The sequence below is a fragment of the Sporosarcina koreensis genome (assembly GCF_001531445.1).
In the GTDB taxonomy this organism is placed as follows: domain Bacteria; phylum Bacillota; class Bacilli; order Bacillales_A; family Planococcaceae; genus Sporosarcina; species Sporosarcina koreensis_C.
In genome coordinates, this window is record NZ_LQYA01000019.1 from 1 (window position 1) to 19,043 (window position 19,043).

22 protein-coding genes are annotated in these 19,043 nt (G+C 43.4%); 17 read left to right on the forward strand and 5 right to left on the reverse strand.

What is annotated here, in order from left to right; genetic code table 11:
* The first annotated feature begins 42 nt into the window (after nucleotides 1-42).
* The 4 genes from AWV70_RS04120 (at nucleotide 43) to AWV70_RS04135 (ending at nucleotide 2,856) form a co-directional block, all read left to right on the forward strand.
* On the forward strand, nucleotides 43-1,092 hold the full coding sequence (locus AWV70_RS04120) for an ATP synthase subunit B (protein WP_060204673.1): 1,050 nt from the start codon (nucleotides 43-45) through the stop codon (nucleotides 1,090-1,092).
* Nucleotides 1,093-1,199: 107 nt separating this feature from the next.
* Nucleotides 1,200-1,772: a nucleotidyltransferase domain-containing protein gene (locus tag AWV70_RS04125; RefSeq protein ID WP_060204675.1), complete on the forward strand. Its 573-nt coding sequence runs from the start codon at nucleotides 1,200-1,202 to the stop codon at nucleotides 1,770-1,772.
* Nucleotides 1,769-2,290: a topology modulation protein gene (locus AWV70_RS04130; protein ID WP_060204676.1), complete on the forward strand. Its 522-nt coding sequence runs from the start codon at nucleotides 1,769-1,771 to the stop codon at nucleotides 2,288-2,290. The genes AWV70_RS04125 and AWV70_RS04130 overlap by 4 nt, the downstream gene beginning before the upstream one ends.
* Before the next feature lie 233 nt (nucleotides 2,291-2,523).
* Nucleotides 2,524-2,856, forward strand: a complete 333-nt coding sequence (locus AWV70_RS04135; protein WP_060204679.1) for a L,D-transpeptidase — start codon at nucleotides 2,524-2,526, stop codon at nucleotides 2,854-2,856.
* Between the two features lie 66 nt (nucleotides 2,857-2,922).
* Here the strand turns inward: AWV70_RS04135 and AWV70_RS04140 are convergent, their stop codons facing one another.
* Complete coding sequence (locus AWV70_RS04140) at nucleotides 2,923-3,240, reverse strand: winged helix-turn-helix transcriptional regulator (RefSeq protein ID WP_060204681.1); 318 nt, start codon at nucleotides 3,238-3,240, stop codon at nucleotides 2,923-2,925.
* Between the two features lie 105 nt (nucleotides 3,241-3,345).
* Here AWV70_RS04140 and AWV70_RS04145 point away from each other — a divergent pair, with 105 nt between their 5' ends.
* The 3 genes from AWV70_RS04145 (at nucleotide 3,346) to AWV70_RS04155 (ending at nucleotide 6,034) form a co-directional block, all read left to right on the forward strand.
* The gene (locus tag AWV70_RS04145; protein ID WP_060204683.1) at nucleotides 3,346-4,194 is read left to right on the forward strand and encodes a VOC family protein; all 849 of its coding nucleotides are present in this window, start codon (nucleotides 3,346-3,348) and stop codon (nucleotides 4,192-4,194) included.
* A 167-nt stretch (nucleotides 4,195-4,361) separates the two neighbouring features.
* A complete protein-coding gene (locus AWV70_RS04150; protein ID WP_060204685.1) occupies nucleotides 4,362-4,928 on the forward strand; it encodes a sigma-70 family RNA polymerase sigma factor in 567 nt (188 codons plus the stop codon).
* Nucleotides 4,925-6,034, forward strand: a complete 1,110-nt coding sequence (locus AWV70_RS04155; RefSeq protein WP_060204687.1) for a DUF4179 domain-containing protein — start codon at nucleotides 4,925-4,927, stop codon at nucleotides 6,032-6,034. The genes AWV70_RS04150 and AWV70_RS04155 overlap by 4 nt, the downstream gene beginning before the upstream one ends.
* 64 nt (nucleotides 6,035-6,098) lie before the next feature.
* Here AWV70_RS04155 and AWV70_RS04160 read toward each other — a convergent pair whose 3' ends face one another.
* Nucleotides 6,099-6,974 (reverse strand): helix-turn-helix domain-containing protein, encoded by an 876-nt coding sequence (locus AWV70_RS04160; RefSeq protein WP_060204689.1) that lies wholly within the window; start codon nucleotides 6,972-6,974, stop codon nucleotides 6,099-6,101.
* A 154-nt stretch (nucleotides 6,975-7,128) separates the two neighbouring features.
* On the opposite strand from AWV70_RS04160, the gene AWV70_RS04165 reads away from it, so the two are divergent.
* From AWV70_RS04165 to AWV70_RS04175, 3 genes are all read left to right on the forward strand, one after another.
* Nucleotides 7,129-7,317 (forward strand): hypothetical protein, encoded by a 189-nt coding sequence (locus tag AWV70_RS04165; protein ID WP_060204691.1) that lies wholly within the window; start codon nucleotides 7,129-7,131, stop codon nucleotides 7,315-7,317.
* A 113-nt stretch (nucleotides 7,318-7,430) separates the two neighbouring features.
* Entirely contained in the window at nucleotides 7,431-8,507 is a 1,077-nt protein-coding gene (locus tag AWV70_RS04170; protein ID WP_060204693.1) for an AI-2E family transporter, read from the forward strand.
* Between the two features lie 210 nt (nucleotides 8,508-8,717).
* Nucleotides 8,718-9,929, forward strand: coding sequence for an MFS transporter (locus AWV70_RS04175; RefSeq protein WP_235588540.1), 1,212 nt, complete (start codon nucleotides 8,718-8,720; stop codon nucleotides 9,927-9,929).
* 40 nt (nucleotides 9,930-9,969) lie between these two features.
* On the opposite strand, the gene AWV70_RS04180 is transcribed toward AWV70_RS04175, so the two are convergent.
* Nucleotides 9,970-11,616 (reverse strand): SLC13 family permease, encoded by a 1,647-nt coding sequence (locus tag AWV70_RS04180; RefSeq protein WP_060204697.1) that lies wholly within the window; start codon nucleotides 11,614-11,616, stop codon nucleotides 9,970-9,972.
* Nucleotides 11,617-11,834: 218 nt separating this feature from the next.
* On the opposite strand from AWV70_RS04180, the gene AWV70_RS04185 reads away from it, so the two are divergent.
* The 6 genes from AWV70_RS04185 to AWV70_RS04210 all read left to right on the forward strand — a co-directional run bounded on the left by AWV70_RS04185 (nucleotide 11,835) and on the right by AWV70_RS04210 (nucleotide 17,630).
* A complete protein-coding gene (locus tag AWV70_RS04185; RefSeq protein ID WP_060204699.1) occupies nucleotides 11,835-12,950 on the forward strand; it encodes a GAF domain-containing sensor histidine kinase in 1,116 nt (371 codons plus the stop codon).
* Between the two features lie 12 nt (nucleotides 12,951-12,962).
* The gene (locus AWV70_RS04190) at nucleotides 12,963-13,610 is read left to right on the forward strand and encodes a response regulator transcription factor (protein ID WP_060204701.1); all 648 of its coding nucleotides are present in this window, start codon (nucleotides 12,963-12,965) and stop codon (nucleotides 13,608-13,610) included.
* 191 nt (nucleotides 13,611-13,801) lie between these two features.
* Nucleotides 13,802-14,530, forward strand: coding sequence for an SDR family oxidoreductase (locus tag AWV70_RS04195; protein WP_060204704.1), 729 nt, complete (start codon nucleotides 13,802-13,804; stop codon nucleotides 14,528-14,530).
* Entirely contained in the window at nucleotides 14,530-15,564 is a 1,035-nt protein-coding gene (locus AWV70_RS04200; RefSeq protein ID WP_060204706.1) for an S-adenosylmethionine:tRNA ribosyltransferase-isomerase, read from the forward strand. Before AWV70_RS04195 ends, AWV70_RS04200 begins: the two co-directional genes overlap by 1 nt.
* Entirely contained in the window at nucleotides 15,561-15,914 is a 354-nt protein-coding gene (locus AWV70_RS04205; RefSeq protein WP_082713459.1) for a VOC family protein, read from the forward strand. Before AWV70_RS04200 ends, AWV70_RS04205 begins: the two co-directional genes overlap by 4 nt.
* Nucleotides 15,915-16,019: 105 nt before the next feature.
* Complete coding sequence (locus AWV70_RS04210; protein ID WP_060204710.1) at nucleotides 16,020-17,630, forward strand: ABC1 kinase family protein; 1,611 nt, start codon at nucleotides 16,020-16,022, stop codon at nucleotides 17,628-17,630.
* Here the strand turns inward: AWV70_RS04210 and AWV70_RS22795 are convergent.
* A complete protein-coding gene (locus AWV70_RS22795; RefSeq protein WP_082713460.1) occupies nucleotides 17,627-17,965 on the reverse strand; it encodes a CHY zinc finger protein in 339 nt (112 codons plus the stop codon). The genes AWV70_RS04210 and AWV70_RS22795 overlap by 4 nt on opposite strands.
* Before the next feature lie 69 nt (nucleotides 17,966-18,034).
* On the opposite strand from AWV70_RS22795, the gene AWV70_RS04220 reads away from it, so the two are divergent.
* Nucleotides 18,035-18,313, forward strand: coding sequence for a hypothetical protein (locus tag AWV70_RS04220; RefSeq protein WP_060204714.1), 279 nt, complete (start codon nucleotides 18,035-18,037; stop codon nucleotides 18,311-18,313).
* 4 nt (nucleotides 18,314-18,317) lie between these two features.
* Here AWV70_RS04220 and AWV70_RS04225 read toward each other — a convergent pair whose 3' ends face one another.
* Entirely contained in the window at nucleotides 18,318-19,025 is a 708-nt protein-coding gene (locus AWV70_RS04225; RefSeq protein ID WP_060204717.1) for a hypothetical protein, read from the reverse strand.
* Nucleotides 19,026-19,043 lie beyond the last annotated feature (18 nt).

Here is a 19,043-nt window from a genome sequence, read left to right on the forward strand (position 1 = left end):
ATAACGTAAAATAAATTACTATTCAAAGTGAGGGGTGAAAATATGGAAAAAGATAATCTTCGGTTGAATGTTTCGTTATTGAGGAGAAGAGTGCCGAATTTGACGAGCGCAGCCAAATCGGTCGGTCTTCGGCCGGCGACAGTTTCAAATTTATGTACAGGAAAAATTTCGGTTGGGAAATCAGAAGTGAGGACACTTGTAGCACTTGCAGATTTGGCGGGGTGTAGTTTGGATGAACTGATAATCCGGGGGGAGAAGATTGAGATGATCGAAACGAAGATTAAGGTATTGGATTTATTCGCACCATTGGCAAAAGGCGGGACAGTCGGTTTGGTCGCTCGGAAACAAATGGGCCAACTAGTCGTCATGAGTGAATTATTTTATCGCTTGAAGAATGAGGGCTATATAACATTCCTGTTAATGCCCGAAGGAAATCACCCTGAGCTGGAAGATATATTGGAAAATGTCGATATTATAACGAAAACCATTGACGAAACGTATGAGAAAATGGCAACACTTGGCCTTGAGAAGGACATTGCATTTGCGGCAGATAAAAGTCATGTAGTGACTGGTGGCATTTACGAGCTGCAAGAACGCTTACAGCAAATCGGAATGGACTCCGTCACGACGTTCTTATTGGATTTGACGGGAGAGGCAGTGGATGAGGAGCTTCCATACGGCCCGCTTGAGACGCTTTGGCAGTTCGACGCCGATTTGTCGGCAAGACACCGATATCCTGCGGTCAATCCTATTGCCTCCACTTCATCGGTATTGGAAGGCTCGCATATGGATCAAAATCATTTCTTCATTCAGCAAAGAGCGCAAAAGCTATTACGCCGTTACCGGGAATTGCGTTCACTTGTTACTGTAGGCGGAGAAGAGAAATTGCCGCCATCCGAAGCACAAACCTATAAACGCGGTGAACGTTTGGAAGCATATTTGACCCAGCCATTCTATGTTGCTGAAGAGTTCACCGGGCAAAAGGGCCAATCAGTAAGTCTCCAGGATACATTGAAAGATGTGCAGGCCATATTGGACGGCTCGTTTGACTCCCACGACATTAAAAGTTTAAGTTATGTCGGAAAGTTATAACAGGGGTTTGTAAGATTGGTAACGTTCAGATAAAATGATAGGTAATGCTTACAAGGAGTGACAGTGTCGCTCCTTTTTTTGCGTGAAGTGAATGAGGGGGAATTCAGATGATGCGTTCATGCCAAAAAGTGATGGACTGGATGGAAGTCTATGATCGACCATGGGGAATTGCAGGCGGTTGGGCGATTGATCTTTTCATTGGGAATCAAACACGGGAGCATTCGGACATCGAAGTCGCCATCTTTCGGGAGGACCAATATAGGATGAGAAATATATTAGCTAACTGGTCCTTTCAAAAAGCGGTGAAGGGGGAACTGGTTGAATGGGAATCGGAGATGTTGGAACTGCCGATCCACGAATTGCATGGCAGCGACCAAACGGGAGAGCGTTTGGAAGTGTTGTTAAATGAAGTGGAAAATGAGCAGTGGGTTTTTAGACGGGACCCGACAATCACTTTTCCAAGCTCGACATTATTTTTGATTTCCGAGGATGGCATTCCTTATTTGCATCCGGTGGTTGTCCTTTTATACAAAGCGAAAAATCCGAGGGAAAAGGACCATGCCGACTTTCTCGCTGTAAAGGACTTGCTAAGCACTGAAGATCGGCGGTGGCTTTGTAATGCCCTCAAAATTCATGTGCCTGGACATCCTTGGATTTCCGAGTTAGGAGTGATGAGATGAACCGAGTCATGGTAATTGGCGTTTCAGCAGGAGTCGGAAAGTCGACGTTTGCACGCACGTTAGGGAAGTTGGTAGGAATCGAGGTCACTCATCTCGATCGATTGTATTGGAAATCTGGCTGGGTAGAAGCACCAGCCGAGGAGTTTTCAGCTTCACAACGAGAAATTGTCGAACAGGAACGATGGATAATCGAAGGCAATTACACATCGACGATTGACATCCGTGAACCGCATGCCGACACAGTCATTTACTTGGAATTGCCGTTGCGTGTCTGTCTTTACCGGGTCGTCAAGCGGCGAATTCAATATCATGGAAAAACCCGGGAAGATTTGACGGAAGGCTGCCCTGAAAAAATTGATTGGGCATTTATAAAATTCATTGTCACAACGTACCGTCGCCGGAAGAAGAAAATGCTTAAACGGATGCGGCGGTATGCAATTGAAGGGAAGACTGTACATCATTTGAGATCTTCCGAACAAATTGAAGGGTTTTTAGCAACCTTTTCCAACGGCACATGAGAAACAAAGCGGCTGCGCGTCCGAAGTAGGCAGTTGCGCGTCCAAAGTAGACGTCCATGCGTCCAAAGCAGATATTTGTACGTCCATAGAGAACCCTCCCGCGTTCAAAGTAAGCATCAAAACGTCCAAAGATGCTCTTTCCGCGTCCAATGAAAACTCTCCAGCGCCCAAAGCAGCTGGTCGCGGTCCCGTATTCTATAAGAATAATTCCTTTTCATGAAGGCGGGAGGCTAATGCGTTGGATAGACATCTCCATCGGTAAACATGAATTGAAACTGTATGACGGAAAGAGATTGATAAAAAAATACCCGATCGCTGTAGGGAAAATGGTGACGGCTACCCCCGTTGGAACCTATAAAATCATCAATAAACAGCTGAATCCGGGCGGTCCATTCGGTGCATTCTGGATGGGGCTATCCAAACCCCATTATGGAATCCATGGGACAAATAATCCTTCATCCATCGGGAAGAACGTGTCGCACGGTTGCATCCGGATGCATAATAAAGATGTACTGGAGTTGTCCTCACTCGTTTCGATAGGGACGACGGTCAAAATTCATAGATGAAAAGCCGGTTGCATTTGCAGCCGGCTTTTTGCGCTCTATAAGTCGTTCTCCCCTTCGAAAGTCATCCTATTCTTCGACTGTGATCCATACCTTCGACCACTCTTCAATTTCTTTCATAATCGGCGTCAAAGACTTTCCTTTCTTCGTCAATGAATACTCGATGCGCACCGGGGTTTCGGGGTACACCTCACGAATGACGAACCCGCGCTGTTCCAAATCCTTCAACCGTTCTGTCAATGTTTTTCCGCTTACACCTAATTTATCGGTCATTGTACAAAAACGCTGCGGACCGGACATGAGCTGGTATAAAATCAATGCGGTCCATCGCTGGCTCAAAATGGAAACAGCCTTTTCAAAGCGTGGACAAAGCTCGAATTCATTCATATGCCAAAATCCTTTCAAAGTAAAAATCGTTTGTGTTTGACAATTCATATTGTAGCATATAAAGTTAGTTACATAAGGTAAGTAACTTACCAGGAGGAATAAAACATGACATTTCATCAACCACCACATATATATACAGGAGAAGTTGTTTTGAAAGTGACGGACCTTGGCAAATTGACAAGCTTTTATACGGAAACGATCGGATTCCGTGTACTGGAAAAAGGCGATAACCGAGTTGTATTGACTGCAGATGGTCAAAATCCATTGCTTGTCCTCGAACAACCGGAGCATATCCTTCCGAAAGAGCCGAGACGCACGGGCCTTTACCATTTTGCACTTTTATTACCGACGCGTGCGGATCTTGGAAAAGCAATCAAACACTTTTCAAGGAACGAAGTACGCTTGGGTGCTTCCGATCACCTCGTTAGCGAAGCGCTATACTTGTCGGACCCTGATGGAAACGGCATTGAAATTTACCGCGACCGGGAACCGGAAACCTGGACTTGGCAGGACGGTTTTGTTGGAATGAGCACAGATCCGATTGACGCACAAGGGGTTGTAATGGCAAGTGGAAACGAAGAATGGGATGGTCTGCCTGCAGGTACGATAATGGGGCACGTCCATTTGCATATCGCAAACCTCGCTGAGACACAAGCTTACTATGAAGCGCTTGGATTTGAAGTGGTCACACCTTACCCACAAGCTTTGTTCATGTCGACAGGTAAATACCATCATCATATTGGATTGAATACATGGAACGGAGCAGGGGCGCCTCGTCCGTCAAAAGAAAGTGCCGGACTCGAAGCGTTCACGCTTGTCTATCCTGACCAATCGACGTTGAATGCAGCAATCGAGAGAATCGAAGGGCTTAGTGCAGCTGTTACATCAACAGCAGAACATTTCGTGACGGAAGATCCGGCAGGAAATGGAATTATCTTGCGTATTCACCGATAACAGTTAAGGATTTCTATGAAATAGAACAAAAAAATCGATTCCCACGTCGCGGGGAGTCGATTTTTTATTTGGTAAACTAGAAAAAAGTGGTGTACATAGAGAGAAAAATTTTTTGGGGTCGTTGTATAGGGTGTAAAAGCTTTTACAACATATAAGGGGAACTGTAAATGAAGTCTACTAGTGAGAATTTTATTCGACGATTGCAGAAACAGAAAGAAGACGCATTGGAATTCATCATTGATACTTATTTGCCGTTAATCAAAGGCATCACGCACAAAGTGCTTTCTCCGCTTGGAAATGAAGGGCTTGTGGATGAATGTGTCAATGATATTTTCCTGTCCATTTGGGACAATGCGGACAAATTCCGCGGGGATCCGACGGATTTCAGGAAATGGATTTGCGCGATTGCGAAATACAAATCAATTGATTACTACCGCAAGGCAACGAAACGGATGGAGGTTTCCTCCGAATATATGGACATGAATACCGAAATGTCGGTCGAAGAGGAATTGATTCAAGCGGAAGATAAAACTGAATTGATTACGCTAATCAACCAACTGGAACCGCTCGATCGGGACATTTTTTTAATGAAATTTTTCTTAGGGTACAAGACGGCGGATATCTCCCGAAAAACCGGCTTAAGTATAACGGCAATTGACAATCGGGTGTTCAGAGGGAAAAAGAAATTGTTGAAAGAAGCATCGAATTTGAATGCAGGAGGTTATGCATTATGAAGGAAAAAGATATTTATCAACTGTTAAATGAACTGGATATTGAAGAAAATAGGGCAGAAGAAATGGAAGTTAGCGAGTTTGATAAGGCGAAAGTGAAGAAGGAAGTAAAAATGTCGCTACGTAAAAAGAGGAAAAGACCTAGCTGGAAAATGAAGGTTGCAGCAGCAGTCGTTATCGGTGGTCTATCAGTATCTGCACTTGGCATTGCCTTTCCGGCCTATGCGGGGAATGTACCTGTTATCGGTGATATTTTCAGATTTCTGGACAATGGGAGAACAGGAATCTACGATAATTATCAGGAATATTCAAGTACGGTGAATATGGCGAAGGAAAGTAATGGCGTAAAAATCACAATCAATGATGCGATTTACGATGGGAAGACCGTTTTATTGACTTATTCGATCGAAAGCGAGCAGGATTTGGGTGATCAACCGCGCATCGGCGGCTACTTGGATATTAAAGAAACGAGTGGCGGTTCGGGAAGCCAACACATTTCCAAAGTGGGAGAAAATCAATATGTGGGCTTAATTACGGGCAGCAGATTAGATGAGAAGGACGTGGATTCTGTGAATGTGAAATGGAAGGTGGGCAGCATTTCAATTGATGGCACAGAAGAAAAGGTTAAAGGGAACTGGAACTTCTCCCTTTCTTTGCAAGCCTCGGATAATGAAGTTCAATTCGTTGATCAAGGGATAGAACAAAATGGTGTGAATGTAACCATTGATAAAATTACGGTTACACCGATGTCTTTCATCGTGTATTATGATCAATTGGTCTCCAAGGAAGTGCTTGATAAATGGCATGGCATTGATGTTGAGATAACTATAAAAGATGACTTGGGCAACTATTACGCCGGCGATGGAAATGGCGGCTTCGGTCAGGAAAATTACATGAGCTGGAGTAAGACATTTAAAAAGTTGGATCCCGACGCAACAAAGCTTATCATAACGCCTTCGGTTACATTGGTCGAATATACGTCTGAGAATCATGGAGGCGTCGAAATTACAGCAGATGGAGAAACGAAGACCATCGCCATCCCAACGAAGGAAGGAAAGGGTAGAGAAGAGTTTGAAATGGATGACATTGTAGTCGACTTGGTGAAATGAAGTTTGGGAATAGACCGTACGGAAAAATGGACCTCGGCGCTTCACGAAGCCTAGGTCCGTTTTTCTATTCTTCAAATGACAAGTTCACTGGTTCATCCAGCAGCTCGGGCATGACTTCTAAATTTGTAGTAGAGCTAGTTTCCGGAGCTTCTTCGAATTGAAATTGATTTACCCATATTTTCCCTTTTCCTTGCAAGAGCACTCCGAATGAGATGGTTTTGCTTTCGGGTGGAACGTCTAGGACAAGAGAATAGTAATTCCAATCGAGAGTCCCCAGGAGAGGGCGATTGCTCATATTATCGAATTGCAGCACGTCCCCTAATTGATTGTCGATGCGCATCCACGCACCTGCAAATTGTTCTACATCTTCACATTTGAGAAAACAGGATAACTTGATCCGTTTGCCAATGAAGTTATTTGCTTTAAACTGTTGCATCATTGTTGCAAATTCTTCTGGTTCCGTCACAAATTCTGACCGGATGTATCCAGAAGCTTTTCCGGTATGAACGACTTGCCGGTCAATCCCCATCCTGAAATGATTCGGATGACTTCCGCTTAAAAACCAGCCTTTCATTTCCTGCATAAATAATTCCTCCTCTTGTTTGAATATAACGCTTCTCATAATCCTTCGGTATTCACCTGGCGCTAAATGGTATGTTTTCTTAAAGGCTCGGCTGAACGCTTCTTGGGAGCTGAATAAAGCATTAAGGGCAATATCAAGGATCCGTTCATCCGAATGGATTAATAAAACTGCTGAGGCCGCCAGTCGGCGTGTACGAATGTATTGATCCACACTCATATGCAAAACAGATTGAAACATCCGATGGAAATGAAATTTTGAATAGCCGGAAAAAGTAGATACGTCCGCCAGTTGGATGTCCTTATGTAGATTTTTTTCAATCCATTCAACAGTTCTTTGGATGATCTGTTCGTCTTCCATGAATCTTCCCCCCCTTTAGCTCAAGTATAGCGTAGGAAAGTATGCTGATTTTGATAATAATTGCGATTCGTTAATTTCCCCACCGCAAGTTTAATCAAAATAAGCATCATGAACGTTGGTATCGTGAAGGAAAGATAAATAAGGAGGAATACTTATGAGAAACGTCAACATCGTGATAGGCAGTGTTTTAATGGCTGCAATAGTTGTAGGGGCGCATAGTCTTGTCCAGTATATTTTCACAAAAGAAATGCCAAACTTTTTGGAGACGAGAAAAATCATTTTATTTGTAATCGTATTTATTAGCTGCATAGGATTATCAAAGAGGGAGGCAAGTAATGAGTAGTATATTTACTCATAACAAAATGATCATAGATAAATGAAACTTCTTTTCGACACCGCACGTATAAAACCGTATACTTATACTATCAGTAACTGAACGGTAAAGGACGTGGGATATTGACAAAGAAATTATGGTTCCAAGTGGGCGTTGGAATCCTGTTATCCATTTTAATCATTAAGTATTTCATGGAAATCAGCTTTATATTTGCGCCGGTCGTCATCATTATAAAAGCGATCATTTTACCGCTGTTGCTCGGTGGGGTGCTTTATTACATGACCGAGCCGATCCAGCGTTTTCTTGAAAACCGGAAAGTCCCGCGTTGGGGAAGTATTTTAATCATTTTGGCGGGTCTTGCCGTCGTCCTATGGATTTTCATCTCCATCATCGGACCACCGGTGACGAATCAGGTGAATAAACTCGTTGATAATGCACCGACATTGGCGAAAGAATTTGAGAAAATGAAAGATATCTTGCCTCAAAAAGAGGACTTGCCGGAGAGTCTACAAAAATCATTCGACAATGCTGCGGATTCACTCCAGGCAATTGCAGTGAATTTCGGAAAATGGGTCGTCCAATTTCTACAATCCTTCTTCCAGGCAATATTTCTGCTCGTATTGGTGCCATTCTTCTTCATCTTCATGCTGAAGGATCATGAAAAATTCGCGCCGATCATCTATAACCTGTTCAGCGGCGAACGCCGTGACTGGGTGAAGAAAACACTGGGCGACATCGACAATGTGCTGCGTTCTTATATCCAAGGGCAATTCCTTATCAGTGCCATCCTGGCAACGCTCATCTTCATCGGATATAAGTTCTTAGGACTGGAATACGCATTGCTTCTTGCCATCTTCGCGTTATTCATGAATCTTGTCCCGTTCATCGGACCATGGATTGCCGTTACTCCGGCATTGATTATCGCCTTTATACAAGAGCCTAAACTAGTCATCGGCGTCGCAATCGTCACGCTCATCGCCCAGCAGATCGACAGCAACCTCATCACGCCGAACGTCATGGGCAAATCACTCGACATCCACCCGCTCACTGTCATCACCATCATCCTTGCAGCGGGTAATATCGCCGGCTTCGTTGGCATCATCGTCGGCGTTCCTGTGTACGCAGTCGGAAAAGTGGTCGTGCGGAATATTTATCAACAGCGCAGAAATATCAAACAAGCCGCTACGAAGAATGTGTAGGGCTACTATAATTTGTAAAGCAGATGAAGGAATGCGATGCATTTTCTTTCATCTGCTTTTTTTTGTGGTACTGTATCGGGCGGTCACTGACTTTATCTCTATTAAAAAGCTCACCTCCGGAACTCTGAATAGTCGTTCATTTAATAATCCGTTATTCCATTTCTCTGAGCATTTAAAATTTAGAATGCTATAATAAGAGCAAATAGGCTGATGACTGGATGTGGCGTGATGCAACATGGCGGCTATACGTTGAAAAATATGCAATTTTGGAGAATTGTGCTCGGCTTAGGATTCGCTTCTGTTTTCATCTTTGCATCAATGTACGCGATGCAGCCGCTCTTGCCTTTATTCACTACAGAATTCGACATTTCGGTGTCGTATGCAAGTATGGCAATGTCGATGACAACGATTGGGCTTATTGTCGGGCTCATCGTACTCGGTTTCTTTTCGGATCGGAACGGGCGGAAAATATACATATTCCTTTCCTTGATTGGATCTGTCATTCCGTTTCTCATTATCGCAAACGCAGAATCGTTCCTTTTGATTGTTATTCTGCGTTTCGTGCAAGGCTTTGCGCTTGCCGGCGTACCTGCTGCCGCGCTCGCTTATATTAGCGAGGAAGTACATAAGAATTTTACGAACATCGCAACGGCGCTCTACATATCTTTTAACAGTTTAGGAGGCATGATCGGTCGTTTTATGACGGGATTCATTGCCGAACAGGCATCGTGGCAAATGTCCTTATATATCCTTTCTATTTTCGGAACAATGTTATTCGTACTCCTGCTATTGGTATTACCGAAATCAAGGAATTTTGTGCCGACTGACACGACCTTCGCAAAGGACATCGAAGGTATTGTATTTCATTTGAAAAATCCATCATTGCTTATCGTATTCGGATTAGGCATCGTCCTACAATTATCTTTCACTGGAGTGTGGACGTATTTACCGTTCCATCTGATCGATTCACCGTACTCATTATCTCTTGAAACGATTTCATACTTATATTTGGCGTATGGGTTCGGGGTCGTAGGGGCTCCTCTCGCAGGTTGGCTTTCAGGGAGATTCGGTCTTCGCAATGTGAGGTTTGTAGGGGTCGCATTACTCACCTTAGGTATTGGCCTGACTGCATTTTCTTCTCTTTTCGTCATTGTAATCGGTTTATGTATAGTCTGTTTAGGGTTCTTCACTGCTCATTCCTTGACGGCAGCATCTGTCAGCAAGGAAGCGACGCATCATAAGGGCAGCGCAGCAAGCCTGTACTTAGTTTCCTATTACATCGGCGTGGCGATGGGCAGTACATTGCTTAGCCCACTGTACGAGTCGTTAGGGTGGGGCGGGCTCATTGCATTTACGGCAGTGTTGCCGATTGTATATGTAGGATTGATTCGATATAGGCGTGCGAAAAAGTTATACGAATAAAAACAGGGTAGCCGGAGAAATGCGGGTACCCTGTTTTCGCTTATTTGAATGTTTCTGGAATCGTTGTCAGATCGATTCCCCAAAGTAATGGCAGCAAGAAATAAATGGATACTGTCACTAAAACGATTCCGATGATATTGAGTGCAAACCCGGCTTTCGCCATGTCAGGGATCCGTAAATAGCCGGAACCGAAGACAACGGCGTTCGGCGGTGTAGCGACCGGCAGCATGAATGCACAAGAAGCGGCCACACCTGCAGCAATCATCAACGCGTATGGGTGGAACCCTAATGCGACAGCCAGGGAAGCCATGATCGGATACATCATAGAAGCGGTTGCAGTGTTGGATGTAATTTCCGTCAGGAAGATGACGAGTGCCGTGACGATAATAATGACGACGAGAATATGCACGCCGTTCAATCCTGATAATTGTGACCCAATCCAAACGGACAGTTCTGAGCTGACAAATCCGGCAGCAATTGCAAGACCGCCTCCGAATAGTAAAAGAATACCCCAAGGCAATTTGACAGCCGTATTCCAATCCAATAAGTGGTCACCTTTTTTATTGACGGACGGGATGATAAATAAAATAATTGCAAATACCATCGCGATGACGCCGTCACTTAGTCCATCAATGAACTTGGAAAGTAGGAAAGTCCGAGTGATCCAAGAAAATGCGGCCAATATGAAGATGACCAAAACAATTTTTTCTTCCGTAGAAGCTCTGCCCAATTTCTTCTTCTCACTATCGATAATGCCGCGTCCGCCAGGCAACGTTTTGATTTTTGACGGATAAGCGAATTTCACAAGGTAGAACCAAGCGATGAATATAAAACTCCAAGCGAGCGGTACACCGAACAACATCCATTTTGCAAAGGATAGTTCGATGCCATACATTTTATCGATTGCACCTGCAAGCAATGTATTCGGGGGTGTCCCAATCAATGTCGCGATTCCGCCCAATGAAGCCGAATAAGCAATCCCCAACATGAGCGCCTTACCGAACCCGAAATTCTCTTTTGACGTATCAATGGAAGGGTTATCCTTTAGCGCATCCGAGATTTGATATATGATGGCAAGACCAATCGGAACCATCATCATTGCCGTCGCCGTATTGGATATCCACATCGACAAGAATCCGGTAGCGATCATGAAACCTAAAACGATGCGGTCCATATTTGTTCCAATGGCAGAAATGATCGTCAAAGCGATCCGGCGATGCAAATTCCATTTTTCCATGGCGAGGGCAATCATGAATCCTCCCATGAATAAAAAGATTGTTTCATCCCCATAAGCCGAAGCGGTCGATTTCACTTCCATGCCGCCCGACAAAGGGAACAGAACGAGCGGTAATAACGAAGTGACTGGAATCGGAATCGCTTCCGTAATCCACCACGTTGCAATCCACATCGTACTTGCCAAAATGGCGACGCCTTCGGGTGAAAGTCCTTCAGGCTTGAAAAAGAATAAAGTAAGAAAGAATAATAGCGGTCCTAACACCAATCCGATCAATTGTGCAGGTGAATAACTACGTGGATCCCGTCCACCGCCTGCATTTTCAACTCCGACTTTCTGTCCGCCCCCGCCGCCTGACGCCATTTCAGCTGTGTTTGGGCTGAAAAAGAATCGAAACAGGTCTTTCACTTGATCGTGCATGTCCCATAAACGGTTCCATGTCGATGAAAACATTGTTGAATTCCCCCTTTATGTAATTATTTAAATTTTTAATACATTATGATTATACTATTTAGTCACTTGTGGAACAAGACGATAAAAGGTAACAGTCAATTCTCGACGACCCGAAATTTTACCTACCTTTCTACAATGCATATTCAGTCAAAAGTATGGGGCGACTTGATTCATTGAGTGATATCATATGAACTATATAAGAGGGTGGAGGTGCTGCTATGCATCCAACAGAATTTTCGAATGTCCGATTGTTAAAGGAAATTGCAGAGTTGATAAATGAAGAAACTGAAATAGAGACGATGTTGTCGGGTGCTCTCCAAAGGTTTTTGCAAGGAACAAACTTTGAAACGGGTTGGATATTTTTCATTTCTGACAAGGGTAAGCAACAGCTAATTGTAAGTGAAAATCTGCCTGAAGCGCTTGCGCAAAATGGATGCAGCCAATTAAAAAACGGCGGCTGTTGGTGTGTATCCAAATATCGTGAAGGCAAGCTGGAGAAGGCATCTAATATTATTGAGTGCCAACGTATTGAAAATGTGCTTGCTGCAAAAATCGGTGACAATGGAGGGATTACACATCATGCAACGGTTCCCCTCCAATCGGGGCAAGAACGGTTTGGGCTAGTGAATGTCGCTTCTCCGAATACGATCATCTATTCAAAGGGAGAGCTTGCGTTGCTTGAATCACTGGCTTTCCAATTGGGTTCAGCAATTAAGCGGATACTCTTAACAAAACAAGAGCAGGAGATGGCACTATTACAAGAGCGGAATCGTTTAGCGAAGGACTTGCATGATTCAGTCAACCAGCTTTTATTTTCAGTAACATTGACTGCGAGGGGCGGAGCAGAAATGACTGCCCAAGCTGAAATCAAAGAGACATTCAAGGAAATACAGAACTTATCGCAGGAAGCATTAAACGAAATGAGGGCATTAATATGGCAGCTGCGTCCAAGTGGACTTGAAAGTGGGTTGCTTGACGCAATAAAAGGATATGGGGAAATGTTAGGTTTATCCGTCCATTCCACCATATCTGGAGTCATTAATGTACCGTCACATGTAGAAGAGGCGTTATTTCGCATTTCACAGGAAGCGTTGAATAATATCCGAAAGCATGCCGGCGTCAATTTCGCAGAAATATTTTTGACTGTAACACTAAGCGATGTATTGCTCGTTATAAAAGACGATGGTCAAGGATTTTTACTCAATGAAGGAACTCGGCTTTCTTCAATGGGTTTACAAAGCATGAAAGAGCGTGCAAAGAATGCAGGAGGTTCGATTGAATGGGATAGTGAAATTGGTAGAGGGACAGAAATATTAGTCCGGATACCCTATTGAGAGGTGAGCGGAATGATAAAGGTGTTAATCGCGGATGATCATCACGTCGTTCGAAGAGGACTCCTTTTTTTCTTGAAAACACAGAAAGACATACAGGTGATTGGCGAAGCGAAAAACGGAAAAGAAGCGATTGAATTAACGTCGGAACTTCAACCTGATATTGTACTCATGGATTTAATGATGCCTGAAATGGATGGAATTCAAGCAACAAAGCATATAAAAGATAGTTATCCGAAAGTTGAAGTACTCATATTAACAAGCTTTTCTGATCGAGATCATGTCATACCAGCGATTGAAGCAGGAGCTGCGGGATATCAATTGAAGGATATTGAGCCAGACGAACTTGTTACGTGTATTCGACAAATTATGCGCGGAGAAAATACGATTCATCCCTGTGCAACAACGCATCTTATGAAGATAAGGGCGCAAAAGGAAGTGCTGCCACATATTGTAAACCCATTGACTCCGCGTGAACAGGATGTGCTGGCAGAGCTGACGAAAGGAAAAAGTAATCGGGAAATTGCATCGGCTTTATTCGTATCAGAAAAAACCGTGAAAACGCATATATCCAATATTTTTCCGAAGCTGTTAGTGCAGGATCGAACACAAGCTGTACTTTATGCAGTGAAATATGGTTTAACTGAACCAAGTGGAGAGTAAATAGGAAGGAGCTTTCGGTAGGGTATCAATCGAAAGCTCTTTTTCTTTTTGAAGAAACGTGTTAGTTCATTCAAAAGTTGTATACATCTTTCCTCTTTTTTTCGTAGAAGTTTTCAGTCATCCTTCCGATGCTTCTTATGCCCTTTCTCCCTAAACTAAATGTAACAACAAAAAAGAAAGCGGGAGATTACATGAATGAAAAACCGGTTGTTATGATCACAGGAGCGTCTAAAGGCCTCGGCAGAGCATTGACATTGGCATTTGCAAAACAAGAAGCACGACTTGCTATTTGTGCAAGAGGAGAAGAGCTGCTGCACAAGGTGGAGTTGGAAGCACGGGACCTTGGGGCGGAAGTGGTCGCGGTCAATGCTGATATTTCTAATACGAAAGATGTCGAACGTTTCGTATCGATTGCAGAGGAAGCGTATGGAAGGGTTGATGTATTAATTAATAATGCTTCTGTATTTGGGCCAGGACCTACACTGTTAGTGGATTATCCTGACCACAACTTTGAGGAAGTGCTTCGGGTGAATACGATGAATCCATTCCTAGTGACAAAACGAGTTCTACCGGGCATGTTAACTAGAAATAAAGGAAGAATCCTTACTATAACGTCAGAAGCGGGAAAAACAGGATTTGCGGAGTGGGGGGCTTACGGTATTTCCAAGTTCGCAGTAGAGGGATTAACGCAAACATGGGCTGATGAGCTGAGTGAGACAGGGATTAGTGTCTGTATGGTTGACCCGGGGGAAATGGATACGGAGATGCATAGGATAGCCGTTCCGGATTGTGATTATGAATTAGGGGACCCGAATGATGTGGCGAACGTATTTGTATCCATTGCGCTGAATGAATCCATGGAAGTGAATGGAATGAGATTCGAGGCACAATCCTTGTTAAATGAAAAGAGGGACATTTGATGATGACAGAAACCCGTCCTTTCCAAGTGCCTGCATATTTAAATGCGAGTACTCCTGCTGAATATAGAGGAATTAGGCGGGACGATGTACGTTTAATGACGCTCGACAGAATTACAGGGGAGAGCTTTCATCGCCATTTTCATCAACTGGATTCCATTTTACGCGAAGGTGACTTGCTGGTGCTAAATAATAGTCGTACCCTTCCGGCTGTGTTGCAAGGAAGAAATGGAGAGCAATCGATAGAAATTCGGTTATCTCGTAAAGTAACTGACCAAGAATGGGAAGCGCTTATTGTAGGAGATGTATGTACAATAGGGGAAAAGATATACTTACCCGGCGAATTAACAGCAACTATTATTGGAAAAGGCAATGAGTCTCCTTTAGTTATTCTTTCTTTTTCAAAGGGCGGGTTGGAATTATACGATGCCTTTTATCGATACGGAGAGCCGCTGTATTATGAATATATTAAAACGCCGTGGCCGTTAGAGATGTATCAGACTGTATATGCTTCCGTCCCGGGTTCCGTGGAGATGCCTTCGGCGGGGAGAGCTATATCCTACAGGCTGCTACATAAATTAAAGCAAAAGGGAGTCGAAATTGCTTATCTGCAGCTGCACGCCGGATTAAGTTATTATGGGAATGATCGCTGGCCGAATCCAGCTAACCATGTTGAAGCATTTTGCATCCCAGCAGAAACCGCGGAATTAGTAAACAAAACGAAAAGAAAAAACGGACGTGTCATTGCAGTTGGAACGACGGTGGTTCGGGCACTTGAAACAGCGGCCAATAACGATGGAATTGTGGAAGCACAAGAAGGAGCAACACGTCTCTATATTCAAAGAGGATACCCCTTAAGAGCCGTAGATGGGCTATTAACAGGTTTTCATGAGCCAGAAGCAAGCCATCTGGATTTGCTTAGTGCGTTTATTGATGAAAAAATTCTTATGAAAGCTTATGAGGAAGTATTATCAGCTGGTTATCTTTGGCATGAGTTTGGTGATATGAATCTGATCCTGCCAATAGGAGAGAAATGATGAAGTGGCATCACGGCGGGATTGAAGTTGGCAGTGTAGAAAACTCCATTCAATTTTATGAAAGTATGTTTGACTTAAAGATTGAGCAATGTCTTACGTTAAACGGAGAGAAAATTACCTTTCTGAAAAACGAGGATATAAGAATAGAATTAATTGAAGCAGAGGACATCTCGGCCATATCTAATTCAGTCCATATAGCGTGGCAAGTCGATGATATAGAGGGGTGGATGGCCAAGCTGAGAGGAAAGGGTTTACTTCCTTCAGAAGGCCCTTACAAGCTGAAAAATGGGTGGATAGCTGTTTTTTACGAGGGGCTTGATGGTGAGGTGATTGAATTGGTTCAAGGTTAAATGAACATTTTTAAGCAATCTAAAACAAATAGGTTATCAGTATGAGAAAAGGGTTTTTACGATTGCTGTAGAATACAACAGTATCACTTGCCTGGAGATGATTGTATGAATAAGAATAGTAAATTCCTTCGAATGTATAAAGTGCTGTCATTGGCATTTGCTATTATCGTACAAATTTATTGGTATAAATGGACCCGCAAGTCTGAAGCTGAATGGGAAAGGTTATGGGAAAGCATCGGGAAAAGGTTTAGGAAAACGCTTTTTGAATTGGAGGGATTGCTTATAAAGGTAGGGCAATTCATCAGCATCCGTTCCGATTTACTTCCACATTCATTTATAAAGGAAATTCAAGACTTGACTGATAAGGTTCCGTCCTCTGAATGGCATGAAATCCAAAGGCTGTTGGAGGAGGAATGGGGGACAGAGGTCTCTAAAAAGATTTTGTCGATTGAAAAGAAAGCCGTTGCCTCAGCTTCCATAGGAGAGGTTTACAAAGGGATACTACGAGGCGGCTCGGCCGTTGCTATCAAAATACAGCGTCCGGAGATCCAGTCGATTGTGCAGACGGACTTCCGGACTTTGAAGATTCTCATTTGGTTTGTAGATCATTTTGTTCCGATCCCCAAAGGTTTTATCAATCTTAAGGTCCTGTTCAAAGAACTGAAACAAGTAATTGAGCGCGAGCTTGACTTTTCAAAGGAAAAAGAGACGCTCCTTTACTTCAGAGAACGTTATAAAGAGAGTGAAATCGTGAAGATCCCATCCGTTTTTCCTGAATTATGCACGCAAAAAGTGCTTGTGATGGAGTGGGTTGAAGGCAAGCGGCTCACGGATGTGGAAGCAATTCAAGAAATATCTGGAGAAGATGTCGCACGTCGCTTATTAAAAATTTTTCTGCCCCAATGGTTAGAACCGGGCATATTTCATGCAGATCCGCATCCCGGGAATGTCCTTCTATCGGAAGAGGGACAAATCATCTTACTTGATTTTGGAATGGCGGGGGAGCTATCGAAAAAGGACGCGGTAGCATTCCAAGAATTGATTGAAACCTTTCTTGCTAAAAATTACAGTAAAACTGTGGAGGTTTTGTCCCGTTTAGGATTTTTGCTTCCTGAAGCGGATACAAAAACGGTAGAGAAATTGCTGAGTGAATGGATGTCAATCGATCTTGCTCAACTCAAAGAAATGGATTTGATCAAACTGAAGTTGGAAATAAATGATCTGATTGCAGCTCTTCCAATTCAAGTGCCGACACGGTTTGTTTTCCTAGGACGTTCATTCATTACGGTTGAAGGAATCATCCGCAGCTTAGTACCGGAGGAAGAGCTGATGCAATTGGCGTCGTCTGTTTTTAAGGAATGGCTCAGTTCACACGATAGCAAGTGGTCATTTTACTGGAAGGTGATTCGATCCCAGCCGTTCTTCAAAATCTTTCATTCAGCAATTGAATTTCTTGACACGCCACGCAAAATAGAACAGCTCAAAGAAATTGAGCAGCGCAGGTCCTTTCAATTTGCCATCTATGAAAGCCGGAAAAAGCAGCTTTTCCAACTTATTATACTTGGATTCATCGGAGCGGGTGCTGGATACTATTTGGATAAAGATCCGATTTTACTAGTGTCCGCGGTTGTGTCCGGACTTGCGGCAGTCGGATACATGATGACTAGTTATAAACTGAGAAAGTGGCTAAAATATATGCCTGAAAAAAGACGTTAGGGGGACGGGCTGACATCGTCCACCTCAAAATAAAATTCCTTATGCAACCCACATCCAGGATTAAATTCTGCTTTGCATGAAGGACATTTGTAATGACATGTCAGATACTCATTTATCGTTAATTCGTGACCACAACATCCACAAAGGATGGCTTTTTCATCAAATTTCTCTTTCGGCCAAACTTTATGGCCGCCGCACCCTTCTTCCTCGTGGCAGGAGTGACAAGGAAAATATGTATCACAGCAATAAAATTTGATGGCAATAATGTCGAGCTCGGAATGATAGTGCGTACAACGTGTCTCGCTGTCGATGACATTACCCAATACATGTATCATTGATTCCCTCCTCAAAATGAATAAATTAGCCACTTACGGAAATCCTTTATTATAAAAAGGACTGATTTCATGTTTACCGAGTATCCGATCATCCACACAAATATGTGGGATGCAATTTGGGCGGTGCCTGTTGTTTTGTTGATTGTATTAGCAGCTAAATGGATGTTCGGCGTAAAGTCGAGCTGGCTGTCGACAATTGCTACGGTGGCAGCATTGCTTCTATCCATTTTTATCAGCCATCGCGGCAATTTGCCTGCAGGCATTTTTATGGGCTTTTTTTATTCGGGCGCAGCAATCGGCGTACTTTATTCCATTAAACAATCGTATCTAGCTTACCGGGCGGGCTAAAGCGTTATTTCAACGGACAAAATCCGCATTGCATTAAACCGGGAACGTCTTTGGAGAAGCAGCAGGTCGTCCGGACTGTTGTATTCAACAGTTCGGATGGCTCGTGACCTTTTAGGTATTTAGCGAATAAAGAGTGACGAGCAATCTCTTTCCATGTCTCGTCATTTTTTAATATATCCAGATCGTTTCGTGCTTCCACATTCATACTTGGGTCGTTCAGCATGACGTGATACTGCCACAGTAAAAAGCCGAAAATATTCTCCCAAAGAGTCAGTGGGGAGACGGAGGTAACTGTCCGGATTTGGCGGATGACTTTGTCTGCTTGCAGCAAGATTTTCCGGATGACTTCCCGATGTTCATTTTCATCGACCGCTTGCCAGTCGCTTTCATCGACAAACGTACTGACTGTCCGATTTCCATACTCTTCAACTGCCCCAAAATACATCTTCGTTGCATCGCCATCCCAAATTTCATCGTAGGCTGCCAAGTTATACAACTGCATGTTGATGAACATCCCAACACGCCGCATAAAGAAAGAAGCAGCGACCGTTTTACTTGGGCTGCCGCTGACGGCTTGCACGAGCTTCAAGCAGTCAGCCGTTTTCTCGGTATCCAATAAATGCTGCAGCGTAAACAGTCGATGGTTGGGAGTTCCGATGTACACACTATAGCTATTCAATTGTCTGATTTGATCGTTCGTTAATTTTGTCATATTTTTATTATAAGTATT